This window comes from Pseudomonas sp. Irchel s3a10, assembly GCF_900187525.1.
Classification (GTDB): domain Bacteria; phylum Pseudomonadota; class Gammaproteobacteria; order Pseudomonadales; family Pseudomonadaceae; genus Aquipseudomonas; species Aquipseudomonas koreensis_G.
Genome location: NZ_FYDR01000002.1, coordinates 39,297 through 51,728 on the forward strand (window position 1 = coordinate 39,297; position 12,432 = coordinate 51,728).

The 12,432-nt window shown below is 60.8% G+C and carries 14 protein-coding genes; 6 read left to right on the top strand and 8 right to left on the bottom strand.

The window, feature by feature from the left end:
• Positions 1–146: 146 nt before the first annotated feature.
• The 6 genes from hemA to CKW11_RS05755 all read left to right on the top strand — a co-directional run bounded on the left by hemA (position 147) and on the right by CKW11_RS05755 (position 5,507).
• Positions 147–1,433: a glutamyl-tRNA reductase gene (gene hemA, locus CKW11_RS05730; RefSeq protein WP_047599168.1), complete on the top strand. Its 1,287-nt coding sequence runs from the start codon at positions 147–149 to the stop codon at positions 1,431–1,433.
• Entirely contained in the window at positions 1,430–2,512 is a 1,083-nt protein-coding gene (gene prfA, locus CKW11_RS05735; RefSeq protein ID WP_027612234.1) for a peptide chain release factor 1, read from the top strand. The genes hemA and prfA overlap by 4 nt, the downstream gene beginning before the upstream one ends.
• Complete coding sequence (prmC, locus tag CKW11_RS05740) at positions 2,513–3,343, top strand: peptide chain release factor N(5)-glutamine methyltransferase (protein WP_095136809.1); 831 nt, start codon at positions 2,513–2,515, stop codon at positions 3,341–3,343. It begins immediately after the preceding gene.
• Complete coding sequence (locus CKW11_RS05745) at positions 3,337–4,092, top strand: molybdopterin-synthase adenylyltransferase MoeB (protein WP_095136810.1); 756 nt, start codon at positions 3,337–3,339, stop codon at positions 4,090–4,092. Before prmC ends, CKW11_RS05745 begins: the two co-directional genes overlap by 7 nt.
• The gene (gene murI, locus CKW11_RS05750; protein WP_095136811.1) at positions 4,085–4,876 is read left to right on the top strand and encodes a glutamate racemase; all 792 of its coding nucleotides are present in this window, start codon (positions 4,085–4,087) and stop codon (positions 4,874–4,876) included. The genes CKW11_RS05745 and murI overlap by 8 nt, the downstream gene beginning before the upstream one ends.
• Positions 4,877–4,988: 112 nt before the next feature.
• Positions 4,989–5,507: an acyloxyacyl hydrolase gene (locus CKW11_RS05755; RefSeq protein ID WP_027612230.1), complete on the top strand. Its 519-nt coding sequence runs from the start codon at positions 4,989–4,991 to the stop codon at positions 5,505–5,507.
• Positions 5,508–5,638: 131 nt separating this feature from the next.
• On the opposite strand, the gene CKW11_RS05760 is transcribed toward CKW11_RS05755, so the two are convergent.
• Genes CKW11_RS05760 through phrB form a run of 8 tightly spaced genes read right to left on the bottom strand, consistent with a single transcriptional unit; the run spans position 5,639 to position 12,429 of the window.
• Positions 5,639–5,944 carry a YkgJ family cysteine cluster protein gene (locus CKW11_RS05760; RefSeq protein WP_041072462.1) on the bottom strand — a complete coding sequence of 102 codons (306 nt, stop codon included), beginning with the start codon at positions 5,942–5,944 and terminating at the stop codon, positions 5,639–5,641.
• Between the two features lie 53 nt (positions 5,945–5,997).
• Complete coding sequence (locus tag CKW11_RS05765) at positions 5,998–6,489, bottom strand: DUF2878 domain-containing protein (protein ID WP_095136812.1); 492 nt, start codon at positions 6,487–6,489, stop codon at positions 5,998–6,000.
• Positions 6,482–7,747 carry a cyclopropane-fatty-acyl-phospholipid synthase family protein gene (locus CKW11_RS05770; RefSeq protein WP_095136813.1) on the bottom strand — a complete coding sequence of 422 codons (1,266 nt, stop codon included), beginning with the start codon at positions 7,745–7,747 and terminating at the stop codon, positions 6,482–6,484. The genes CKW11_RS05765 and CKW11_RS05770 overlap by 8 nt, the downstream gene beginning before the upstream one ends.
• Entirely contained in the window at positions 7,734–8,549 is an 816-nt protein-coding gene (locus CKW11_RS05775) for a DUF1365 domain-containing protein (protein ID WP_095136814.1), read from the bottom strand. The genes CKW11_RS05770 and CKW11_RS05775 overlap by 14 nt, the downstream gene beginning before the upstream one ends.
• The gene (locus CKW11_RS05780; RefSeq protein ID WP_095136815.1) at positions 8,546–9,793 is read right to left on the bottom strand and encodes an NAD(P)/FAD-dependent oxidoreductase; all 1,248 of its coding nucleotides are present in this window, start codon (positions 9,791–9,793) and stop codon (positions 8,546–8,548) included. The genes CKW11_RS05775 and CKW11_RS05780 overlap by 4 nt, the downstream gene beginning before the upstream one ends.
• Positions 9,790–10,572, bottom strand: coding sequence for an SDR family oxidoreductase (locus CKW11_RS05785; RefSeq protein WP_095136816.1), 783 nt, complete (start codon positions 10,570–10,572; stop codon positions 9,790–9,792). Before CKW11_RS05785 ends, CKW11_RS05780 begins: the two co-directional genes overlap by 4 nt.
• Positions 10,569–10,991, bottom strand: coding sequence for a nuclear transport factor 2 family protein (locus tag CKW11_RS05790; RefSeq protein WP_095136817.1), 423 nt, complete (start codon positions 10,989–10,991; stop codon positions 10,569–10,571). Before CKW11_RS05790 ends, CKW11_RS05785 begins: the two co-directional genes overlap by 4 nt.
• Positions 10,984–12,429: a deoxyribodipyrimidine photo-lyase gene (gene phrB, locus CKW11_RS05795; RefSeq protein ID WP_095137379.1), complete on the bottom strand. Its 1,446-nt coding sequence runs from the start codon at positions 12,427–12,429 to the stop codon at positions 10,984–10,986. Before phrB ends, CKW11_RS05790 begins: the two co-directional genes overlap by 8 nt.
• Positions 12,430–12,432 lie beyond the last annotated feature (3 nt).

A 12,432-nucleotide genomic window follows, 5' to 3' on the forward strand; every position in this document is an offset into this window, starting at 1 on the left:
ATGACACAAGCCTTCGGCCAAACATAACCGAGTCTCGAATGTGGCCTTTATAGTGGCCGACAATTGGGACAATAGTCAGCGGTAGTTGTTCTGAATCTGACGAAGTAGGACAATTGCCGGCTTCACGTCACCATCAGCGACCTTGAATGGCCTTCCTTGCACTCGGTATTAACCACAAGACTGCTTCAGTAGACGTCCGCGAGCGCGTGGCCTTTACCCCTGAGCAGCTGGTTGAGGCCTTGCAGCAGCTCTGCCGACTCACCGACAGCCGCGAAGCTGCGATCCTCTCCACCTGCAATCGCAGTGAGCTTTATATAGAACAGGATCAGCTGTCTGCTGATCTGGTTCTGCGCTGGCTGGCCGATTATCACCATTTAAGCCTCGATGAGCTGCGCGCGAGTGCTTATGTGCATGAAGATGATGCGGCAGTTCGTCACATGATGCGCGTCGCCTCCGGGCTCGACTCGCTGGTGTTGGGTGAACCGCAGATTCTCGGCCAGATGAAATCGGCCTACGCCGTGGCCCGCGAGGCCGGGACCATCGGCCCGTTGCTGGGGCGGCTGTTTCAAGCGACCTTCAATGCCGCCAAGCAAGTGCGCACCGACACCGCCATCGGCGAAAACCCGGTGTCCGTGGCGTTTGCCGCCGTCAGCCTGGCCAAACAGATTTTCAGCGACCTGCAACGCAGCCAGGCCCTGCTGATCGGTGCCGGCGAGACCATCACTCTGGTCGCCCGCCATTTGCATGAGCTGGGGGTCAAGCGCATCGTGGTTGCCAACCGTACGCTGGAGCGCGCCAGCCTGCTGGCCGAGCAGTTCGGCGCGCACGCGGTGCTGCTCTCGGACATTCCGGCGGAACTGGTGCGCAGCGATATCGTGATCAGTTCGACCGCCAGCCAGTTGCCGATTCTCGGCAAGGGCGCGGTCGAAAGTGCGCTGAAGCAGCGCAAGCACAAACCGATCTTCATGGTCGACATCGCCGTACCGCGCGACATCGAGCCGGAAGTCGGCGAACTCGACGACGTTTACCTTTACAGCGTGGATGATCTGCACGAAGTGGTCGCCGAGAACCTCAAGAGTCGTCAGGGTGCAGCCCAGGCGGCGGAAGAGATGGTCTCGGTCGGCGCCGACGATTTCATGGTACGCCTGCGTGAGCTGGCGGCGGTCGATGTGCTCAAGGCCTATCGGCAACAGAGCGAACGCCTGCGCGACGAGGAGCTGCAAAAAGCCCTGCGTCTGCTGGCCAACGGCGGCAACGCCGAAGACGTGCTCGGGCAACTGGCCCGGGGCCTGACCAACAAACTGCTGCATGCTCCAAGCGTGCAGCTGAAAAAGCTTTCTGCCGAAGGCCGCCTCGATGCGCTGGCCATGGCCCAGGAACTCTTTGCCCTTGAGGGCTCACCGGATAGTTTTTCGGATAAAAAACCGCAATGAAAGCGTCACTGCTCAACAAGCTGGACACCCTCCAGGACCGTTTCGAGGAACTGACCGCGCTGCTCGGCGACGGCGAAGTCATTGCCGATCAGGCCAAATTCCGCGCTTATTCCAAGGAATACGCCGAACTTGAGCCGGTGGTACAAGGCTATAAAAAGCTGCTCGGCGTACAAAGTGATCTTGAAGGCGCCCAGGCGCTGCTCAAGGACAGCGACCCGGACATGCGTGAAATGGCCGTGGAAGAAGTCCGCGAAGCCAAGGAATTGCTGATCAGGCTGGAAGATGATCTGCAGCGCATGTTGCTGCCCAAGGATCCCAATGACGGTCGTAACGTCTTTCTCGAAATTCGCGCCGGTACCGGTGGCGACGAGGCGGCGATCTTCTCTGGCGATCTGTTTCGCATGTACTCGCGTTACGCCGAACGACGTGGCTGGCGCGTGGAGATACTTTCGGAAAACGAAGGCGAGCACGGTGGCTATAAAGAAGTCATCGCCCGCATTGAAGGCGACAACGTTTACGGCAAGCTGAAGTTCGAATCCGGCGCGCACCGCGTACAGCGTGTACCCGCTACCGAATCCCAGGGCCGTATCCACACCTCGGCCTGCACCGTGGCGGTGTTGCCCGAACCGGACGAGCGCGAAGCCATCGAGATCAACCCGGCGGATCTGCGTGTCGACACTTACCGTTCCTCCGGGGCCGGTGGTCAGCACGTCAACACCACCGACTCGGCGATCCGCATCACGCACATTCCGACCGGCACCGTCGTCGAGTGTCAGGAAGAGCGTTCCCAGCACAAGAACCGCGCGCGGGCGATGGCCTGGCTGTCGGCCAAGCTCAACGATCAGCAAACCGCAGCGGCGGCGAATGCCATCGCCAGCGAGCGTAAGTTGCTCGTGGGTTCCGGTGACCGTTCCGAGCGCATTCGCACGTACAACTTTGCCCAGGGCCGGGTCACTGACCATCGCGTCAACCTGACCCTGTACTCCCTTGATGAAATCCTCGCCGGTGGCGTTGAAGCGGTGATCGAGCCATTGCTGGCCGAATACCAGGCCGACCAACTTGCAGCGATAGGTGAATAAATGACCATCATTGCCAGTCTGTTGCGCGCTGCCGAATTGCCGGACTCGCCCACGGCGCGCCTGGATGCCGAATTGCTCCTGGCGGCGGCACTGGGCAAATCGCGCAGCTTCCTGCACACCTGGCCCGAGCGCATCGTACCTAGCGAAGCGGTGCTGATTTTTACCGAGTACCTGCAACGGCGTCGAAGTGGCGAGCCGGTGGCCTACATCCTCGGTCAGCAGGGGTTCTGGAAGCTCGATCTGGAGGTAGCGCCGCATACGCTGATCCCGCGTCCGGACACCGAATTGCTGGTCGAGGCCGCGCTGGAACTGTTGGCGGCAACGCCGGCGAAAGTCCTCGATCTGGGCACCGGCAGCGGCGCGATTGCGTTGGCCCTGGCCAGCGAGCGTCCGGCGTGGAAAGTCACGGCGGTGGATCGCGTGCTGGAAGCCGTGGCCCTGGCCGAACGCAACCGCCAGCGCTTGAACCTGAACAACGTCACGGTGCTGAGCAGCCACTGGTTCAGTGCTCTTGAAGGTCAGCGCTTCAATCTGATCATCAGCAACCCGCCGTATATCGCCGCCGCCGACCCGCACCTGGTCGAGGGCGACGTGCGCTTCGAACCGGCCAGTGCGCTGGTGGCCGGTGTCGACGGGCTCGACGATCTGCGCCTGATCGTTGCCCAGGCCCCGGATCATCTGGAAGCCGGCGGCTGGCTGATGCTCGAACACGGCTATGATCAAGCCGAAGCCGTGCGTGATCTGTTGCTCACCCGTGGTTTTGAGGAAGTCCACAGCCGCACCGATCTGGGCGGCCATCAACGGATCAGCCTGGGGCGCCTGCCGTGCTGAATGATCAGGAATTGCTGCGCTACAGCCGGCAGATTCTGCTGCAACACATCGATATTGATGGGCAACTGAAGCTGAAAGACAGCCGCGTGCTGATCGTCGGCCTCGGCGGTCTCGGTGCGCCGGTGGCGCTGTATCTGGCGGCGGCGGGTGTCGGTGAGTTGCATCTGGCGGATTTCGACACGGTCGACCTGACCAACCTGCAACGCCAGATCATTCATGACACCGACAGCGTCGGCATGAGCAAGGTCGACTCGGCGCTCAAGCGCCTGGGCGCGATCAATCCCGAGATTCAACTGATTGCCCATCGTCAGGCGCTGGACGAGGATTCCCTTGCCGCCGCCGTGGCGGCGGTGGATCTGGTGCTCGACTGCTCCGATAACTTCTCCACTCGCGAGGCGGTCAACGCCGCGTGTGTGGCCGCGTGCAAGCCGCTGGTCAGCGGCGCGGCGATTCGTCTGGAAGGGCAGTTGTCGGTGTTCGACCCGCGCCGCCCGGAAAGTCCGTGCTACCACTGCCTGTACGGGCATGGCAGCGAAGCCGAACTGACGTGCAGCGAAGCCGGTGTGGTCGGGCCGCTGGTGGGGCTGGTCGGCAGCCTGCAGGCGCTTGAAGCGTTGAAAGTGCTGGTCGGTTTTGGTGAACCACTGGTGGGGCGTCTGCTGTTGATCGATGCGCTGGGTTCGCGCTTCCGTGAGCTGCGGGTCAAGCGCGATCCGGGCTGCAGCGTCTGTGGTTCGCAGCATGCGTGAGGCACCGATCGCGGTGTTCGACTCCGGGGTCGGCGGTTTGTCGGTACTGGCTGAAATCCAGCGTTTGCTGCCTCAGGAATCACTGCTGTATTTCGCCGATTGCGGGCACATTCCCTACGGCGAGAAAACCCCGGAGTTCATCCGTCAGCGCTGCAACGTGATGGCCAGGTTTTTCCGCGAGCAGGGCGCCAAGGCCCTGGTGATCGCCTGCAACACCGCGACGGTGGCCGCTGTCGCCGATCTGCGCCGGGATTTCCCCCAGTGGCCGATTGTCGGCATGGAGCCGGCGGTCAAACCCGCCGCCGCCGCGACCCGCAGTGGTGTAGTGGGCGTGCTCGCTACCACCGGCACCTTGCAGAGCGCCAAGTTCGCTGCGTTGCTCGACCGTTTCGCCACCGATGTGCGGGTCATTACCCAGCCGTGTCCCGGACTGGTCGAGCTGATCGAAAGCGGCGATCTGCACAGCGCCGAGTTGCGCACATTGTTGCAGCACTATGTCGAGCCGCTGCTGGCCAACGGTTGCGACACAATCATTCTCGGCTGCACCCACTATCCGTTTCTCAAGCCGCTGCTCAAGACCATGCTCCCCGAGAGCATCAGTCTGATCGACACTGGCGCAGCCGTAGCGCGGCAACTGCAAAGGTTGCTGGCTGAACGTGACCTGCTGGCCGATGGCCCGAACCGTCCGGTCAGATTCTGGACCAGTGCCGACCCCGAGTTCTTCCGCAAGACCCTGCCCCTGCTGGGGCAAGTTGTCGGCAACGTCGAAAAATTCAGCTTGTAAAAAAAATGTGAAATAACTAAAAAAACAGCTGAACTTCTAATCAAGCGCTAGCTTCTATAGCGATGAGTTATCTAGAAAACCAAACGATCGTTCCGGAAAAGGAAGTTTCAAAGTGAAGCGACTATTCTGCTTGGCCGCGATTGCGGCTGCACTGATGGGGCAAAGTATTACCGCACAAGCGGCAGGCGTTGAGTTTGCAGTGGGTGCGACCAGCGATTCGACCATGACTTATCGTCTGGGCATGAATTTCGATTGGGACAAGAGCTGGCTGCAAAGTGACGTCGGTCGCCTGACCGGTTACTGGAGCGGCGCTTACACTTACTGGGAAGGTGACAAGACTTCCAGCAACAACAGCCTGTCGTTCTCCCCGGTATTCGTTTACGAGTTTGCCGGTCAGTCGGTCAAACCGTATGTTGAAGCGGGTATTGGTGTGGCAGCGTTCTCCAACACCAAGTATGAAAGCAACAACATTGGCGGCTCTTTCCAGTTCGAAGACCGTATCGGTTTTGGTCTGCGCTTCAATGGCGGGCATGAAGTGGGGATTCGTGCGACTCACTATTCCAACGCCGGCCTGGCCAGCAGCAACGACGGTGTAGAAAGCTACGCGCTGCATTACACGATGCCGCTGTAAGCGCTACACATAACCTCTGTAGGAGTGAGCCTGCTCGCGATTGCGGAGTGTCAGCCAACATTTGTTTGACTGGTACTCCGTAATCGCGAGCAGGCTCACTCCTACATTTGTTTCAGTGGTGTTTTTCGGAATCAACGGTAGGCAGTGGCAATCCCTTTGCGTTCTTCAATGCACTCCGGTGCGCCCATCTCGAACTCGCGACAGATCAGCGGGCGTCTTTCGTAGATCGTGCACATCATGCTGTCGCGATCCAGCGCCGCGCACCAGCCGTCGTCCAGCCGCAGCATCACTTCACCTCCCCACTCATCGGTATCGATAAAGCGCTCGGGCACGCCAGTGTCGGTGATCAGCATTACTTCGAGCTGGCAACAGCACGCTGCGCAGGTCGAACACGTGACCGCTGGCTCGGTGATTTGCTGGTGGGGAATGGTTTTCATGCTGCGCAGTGTAAGGCAGCCGCCGTTTTTCGTGTGAAAGGTCTGACAGACGCTCAGTGGGCCAGCCGCCGAGCCATCGCATGCAACAACGGAAACAGCAGCGCCCACAGCAGGCCAATGCCGATCAGAGTCGGCAATTCACCGTAAGGAAATCGCACCCCGGCCAGCTGTCCGCCGCCGTAATAGGACACGGCGCCGCCCACGGCACCGAGTCCGCTGGCCAGCCACCACGGGCGGGCGCTCCATTGCAGGCAGTGACGCAGCGTGGTGGCCAGCAAGGCCCAGAGCAGCATCAGCCACAGCGGAATCAGTGGCGACTGATCCTGGAATTCGAACACCCCGGCAGCGCGCAACAGACTGTCTACGGCTGTGCCGACAAGTACCACGCTGAGGATCAAACGGCCTTCCGCCGCCCAACTGCTGATCCAGCCCAGATGAATCACCAGCACCGCCAGCGCCAGCAGCAGCCACAGACTGTCGCCGCCGATGACACACGCCAGCCAGCCGACCTGAAACAGCACGGCATTGGCCAGTCGCTCAAGCATTGAAGCGTCCGAGCAACGGCGCCGGCATGGCCGCCGGTTTGGCCAGCAGCAGTTGCGCGGTGCCGATGGTGCGCTCCAGAAACCCGCCTTCGCAGTAGCACAGGTAAAACTCCCACAGTCGCAGGAAGTAATCGTCGTAACCCAATTCGCTCAAGCGGCCATGGGCACGGCGAAAGTTTTCGTGCCACAGGCGCAGGGTTCGGGCGTAGTGCAGACCGAAGTCTTCCATGTGCAGCAGGTTCATGTCGGTCTCGCGGCTGACTACTTCAAGCATTTTCTGCACGCTGGGCAGGGCGCCGCCAGGGAAGATGTAGCGCTGGATGAAATCGACGCCGCGCTTGGCCTGCTCGTAGCGCTGCTCGCGAATGGTGATCGCCTGCAACAGCATCAGGCCGTTGCTCTTGAGCAGGTGCGCGCACTGTTTGAAGTAGGTTGGCAGGAAGCGATGGCCGACCGCTTCGATCATCTCGATCGACACCAGTTTGTCGTATTCGCCGGTAAGGTCGCGGTAGTCCGTGAGCAGCAGCGTTACCCGATCCTGCAAGTCCAGAGCTTCAATGCGCTTGGCGGTAAACGCGTACTGCTCTTTCGACAGCGTTGTGGTGGTGACACGGCAACCGTAATGCTGCGCGGCGTAGAGCGCCATGCTGCCCCAGCCGGTGCCGATCTCCAGCAAATGGTCCTCGGGTTTGAGTGCGAGCTTCTGGCAGATCCGTTCCAGCTTGTTCAACTGGGCCTGTTCCAGGCTGTCTTCCGGGCTGAGGAACTGCGCGGCCGAATACATCATGGTCGGGTCGAGAAACTGTTCGAACAGGTCATTGCCGAGGTCATAGTGCGCGGCGATGTTTTTCTGCGAGCCCTTGCGCGTGTTGCGGTTGAGCCAGTGCAGGCCTTGCACCAGCGGCCGGCTGAGGCGAGCCAGGCCGCGCTCCATGGCGTCGAGCACGTCGAGGTTGCTGACGAACACGCGCACGACCGCCGTCAGGTCCGGTGAACTCCAGTAACCGTGGATAAACGCTTCGCCGGCGCCGATCGATCCGTTGCCGGCAACCATGCCCCAGACCGCCGCGTCCTGCACATGGATTTCGCCGAGCAGGTGGCTGCCCGGCGTACCGAACATCAGGCGTTCGCCATCCTCGACCACCAGCAATTGCCCGTTTTTGAGTTGGCTCAGTTGCCGCAATACACCGCGGCGCAGCAGCGAGCCGGTCAAGCCGTTGGTGCTGAAGCGACTGACAGACAGGCTAGAGGATTTCATGGCGGTGCTCCTTGGGAGGCACGGTGGCGGTTTGGAAGCTGCCGTCGGCAGCCTGATGAGCAAAAATCGGGGCGCGTTTGAGCAACAGGCGCAGGGCTTGCCAATAGATCGCCAGACAGGTTTTCGCGGTCATCCACGGAAAACGTCGCAAGTAGCGGTGCAGGCTATGGCGGCTCAGATTCTCGCGCTGCAGATTGAGTGTGGCGTCGAACAGCTTGTGCTCACCCTGCCAGTCGGCCATGTGCACGCCGAGGGTTTGCGCGGCCGGGCTGAAACTCATGCGGTACTCAAGATCACGCGGCAGAAACGGCGAGACATGGAAGGCCTTGGCCACCGCGAAATGCTGATGAAAGTCATGCAGACTGGTCGGTGCACTGGCCGGCAACACGTAGTGATAACGCTCGCGCCATGGCGTGTTGGTCACTTCGCAGAGGATCGCCGCCAGTTGCCCGTCAGCCTCGTGGCAATAAAAAAAGCTCACCGGATTGAATGCCAGACCCCAACTGCGCGGTTGAGTCAGCAGGCAGATCGAACCTTGCGGTTGGTGGCCGATGGCGGCGCCAACCTGCTGCCGCACCGCGTCGATCAGGCGCATGCCGCTGCCGGTGAAGGTTTTCAGGTAATCGGTTTCGCGAAATGAAAAGGGTGCGAAGCGGCTGCGACTGGCAAACGGCGACAGCCCGAACACGGCATCCTGTTCGGCCAGATCGAGGTACAACAGGCCGATCCGGTAACGGAATTCGTGGCGTCTTGGCGAAAACCGCCGATGGCCGATCCAGCCACTGTACAGGGCGCTGTTCATAAGCTTTCCCCGAACGCGGCGGCCACGCGCAACGCGCTGACCACACCGTCCTCATGAAAGCCGTTGGCCCAATAGGCGCCGCAGTAGTGGGTGTGCTGCTGACCGTCGAGTTCGGCCCAGCGGTTCTGCGCCGCCACGGCCGCGAGGCTGAATTGCGGGTGGGCGTAGGTGTATTTGGCGAGCACCTTGAACGGGCTGATCCCGGCGCTCTGATTGAGGCTGACGCAGAACGTGGTGTCGCTCTGAATGCCCTGCAGGATATTCATGTCGTAAGTGACAGCGGCATGCGTATGGCCGGCGCCGCTCAAGCGATAGTTCCAGCTGGCCCACGCCAGTTTGCGGGTCGGCAGCAGACGGGTATCGGTATGCAGCACGACTTCGTTATCGGCATAGGGCAGGGCGCCGAGGATCGACCGTTCCGCCTGGCTTGGCGTGCCCAGCAGTTGCAGGGCCTGGTCGCTGTGGCAGGCGAGCACGACTTTATCGAAGCGCTCGATGCCGGCCGGGCTGTGGATAACCACGCCGTGTTCGTCGCGATCGATGCGGGTCACCGGACAACTGAGGCGAATCTTGTCGCTGAACGCCGCGGTCAACGGCGCAATGTAGGCGCTGGAGCCACCCTCGATCACCTGCCATTGCGGGCGATCGCTGACTGACAGCAGGCCATGGTTCTTGAAGAATCGCACGAAGAACTGCAACGGAAAATTGAGCATTTCGGCCATTGGCATCGACCAGATCGCCGAGCCCATCGGCACGATGTAATGCAGGATGAAACGTTCGCCATAACCGCCAGCCTTGAGGTAATCGTCGAGCGTGGTGTCGGCGGCGATCCGCTGTTCGGCGAGGTCGCGCTGAGCTTCTTTATTGAAGCGCAGGATGTCGCGCAACATGCCCCAGAACCCCGGGGACAGCAGGTTGCTGCGTTGGGCGAAGAGGCTGTTGAGGTTGTTGCCGTTGTATTCCAGGCCGGAGTCCGGGTCGGTAACCGAGAAGCTCATTTCGGTCGGTTTGAACGACACGCCGAGCTGGCCGAGCAAGCGAATGAAGTTCGGATAGGTCCAGTCGTTGAACACGATAAAGCCGGTGTCCACCGCATATTCGTGGCCATCGACGGTCACTTTCACGGTGTGCGTGTGACCGCCGACCCAGTCGCTGGCCTCGAACACCGTGATGTCGTGTCGGCGATTGAGCAGGTGGGCGCAGGTCAGGCCGGCGATTCCGCTGCCGACAATGGCGATCTTCATATCGGGTCTCGCAGCGGTGGGTTGCTGCGCACCATGCGCTTGCCGATTGCCAGTTGCAGGCGCGCTGGCAGCTTCGACAATGGCCATAGCGCCGCCATGAACAGCGCCGGAAAGGCGATCTCCAGCGGACGATCCTTGAGTTTGGCGAAAATATGCCGCGCGGCTTTATCTACAGGCCAGCTCAACGGCATCGGGAAGTCGTTTTTGGCAGTCAGTGGCGTTTCGACAAAACCCGGGCTGATGATCGTGACATCGATGCCCTCGACGGCCAGATCGATCCGCAGCGATTCGAAGAGATAGCGCAGCCCGGCCTTCGACGCGCCATAGGCTTCGGCCCGAGGCAGCGGCAGGTAGGTGACTGAGCTGGCCATGCCGATCAGATGCGGTGCTGTGCCTTTGCGCAGCAATGGCAGGGCCGCTTCGATGCAGTAACTGCTGGCGAGCAGGTTGGTGCGCACCACATGTTCGATGATCGAGGCATCGAACTGTCGCGCATCGACGTACTCGCAGGTGCCGGCATTGAGAATCACGCTGTCCAGTGAGCCCCAGGCCTGTTCGATCTGCTGGCCGATTTCGCGCACGGTCTGACTGTTGGTCAGATCGCCGGCCACCACCAGCACTTGCCCCGGATAACGTTGCGACAGCACTTTGAGCGGTGCCACCTGACGCGAGCTCACAGCCAGATGCGCGCCGCTTTTCAGAATGTCTTCAGCCAGTGCTGCGCCGATGCCACTGCTGGCACCGGTCAGCCAATAACGCCGTGGAGGTGTACGACTCATCCCATTCTCCTTTTCAACCAGGCGATCACCCGGCCCAATACGGGTAAATGTTCATACAGCATGGCCCCGGCATCGAAATAATCCCGGTGGCGATAAACCTTGTCGCGCCAGAGCAGGTGCGAACACCCGGCGACGCGAATCAATTGACCACCGGCCAGGCGCGGGTGGCGGTAACTCATGACCCAGCGCAGGTAACCTTCACCGTCAGCGACCTGGTCGAAGCCGTGGAAATCGAAGCGCAGCTCGCTGACGTTGGCGTACAGCTCGCTGAAGTAATGCTGCAGTTGCTTCAGCCCCTGTACTTCATGCAGTGGATCGGTGAAATGAATGTCATCGCTGTACAGCTCGCCCAGACGTTGCAAGTTGTCTTTGTTCAACTCGGCGAACTGGCGGGCGAAGCGGCGCAGGAATTCACTCATGGACTTCTTCCATAGACGAGCGCGACGGCAGGTTCTTGAAAGCTGCCAGCGCGCGTTCGCGCGAGGCTCCCAGATTGACGATCGGAGCCGGATAATCCGCGACGCCGAACAGTCCGCCGGCGCTGGCCGGATTGTGTACTTCCTTCTTGTTCAGGCCAGCCAGCTCAGGCAGCCAGTGCTTGATGAACAGGCCTTCGCTGTCGAATTTTTCCGATTGGCTGATCGGGTTGAAAATACGGAAGTACGGCGCCGAATCGGTGCCGGTCGAGGCGCTCCACTGCCAGCCGCCATTGTTCGCCGCCAGGTCGCCGTCGATCAGGTGGCGCATGAAAAAGCGCTCGCCTTCGCGCCAGTCGATCAACAGGTTTTTGGTCAGAAACATCGCCACCACCATCCGCAGACGGTTATGCATCCAGCCGGTTTCCAGCAGTTGGCGCATGGCTGCATCAATGATCGGCAAACCGGTGCGCGCCTCTTGCCAGGCGGCCAACTCGTCTGGCGCATCACGCCAGGCCAAGGCTTCGGTTTCCGGGCGAAACGCGCGGTGGCGTGAAACCCGTGGATAGCCGACCAGAATGTGTTTGTAGAACTCGCGCCACAGCAGCTCGTTGATCCAGGTCACCGCGCCGACCTTGCCGCTGTCGAACTCGCCCTGATTGCTTTGCAGGGCCGCATGCAGGCATTGGCGCGGCGAGATCACTCCGGCGGCCAGATAGGCCGAGAGTTGACTGGTGCCGGGTTTGGCCGGGAAGTCGCGTTCGCTCTGGTAGTAGTCGATCTGCGCGTCGGCGAAGGTGTCGAGACGGCGTCTGGCTTCCTGTTCGCCGGCCGGCCACAGGGCGCGCAATGTCTCATTCGGCGTTGCAAAACCGGCGACGGATGCCGGTACCGGATCACTGTCGATATTCAGCTTTGCCTGTTTGCCGGGCGCTTTTACCAGCGCCGGCATCGAGCGGTGCAGGCGTTCATAGCAGACCTTGCGGAACTGGCTGAACACCTGAAAGTAGGTTTCGGTTTTGGTCAGTACCGTGCCGGGTTTGAACAGCAGTTGATCAAGGTAGCTGTGAAAAGTAATGCCTTTGGCTTTCAGGGCCGCGGCGACTGCGGCATCGCGACGGCTTTCGTGGACGCCGTATTCTTCGTTGACGTGCACGGCCTCGATGTTCAGTTGCCGACACAGCTCAAGCAGCACCGCCGGGGCCTGATCCCAATGGTCGGCGGTACGCAGCAACAACGGGATGTTCAACGCGCCGAGACTGGCATTCAATTCACGCAGGTTGCGCAACCAGAAGTCGATCTTGCACGCCGCGTCGTCATGTTCCAGCCATTGCTGCGGACTCAACAGATACACGGCAACCGTCGGGCCGCGCGCAGCGGCGGCAGCGAGAGCGGTGTTGTCATGTTGGCGCAGGTCGCTGCGCAGCCAGATCAATTGCATCGC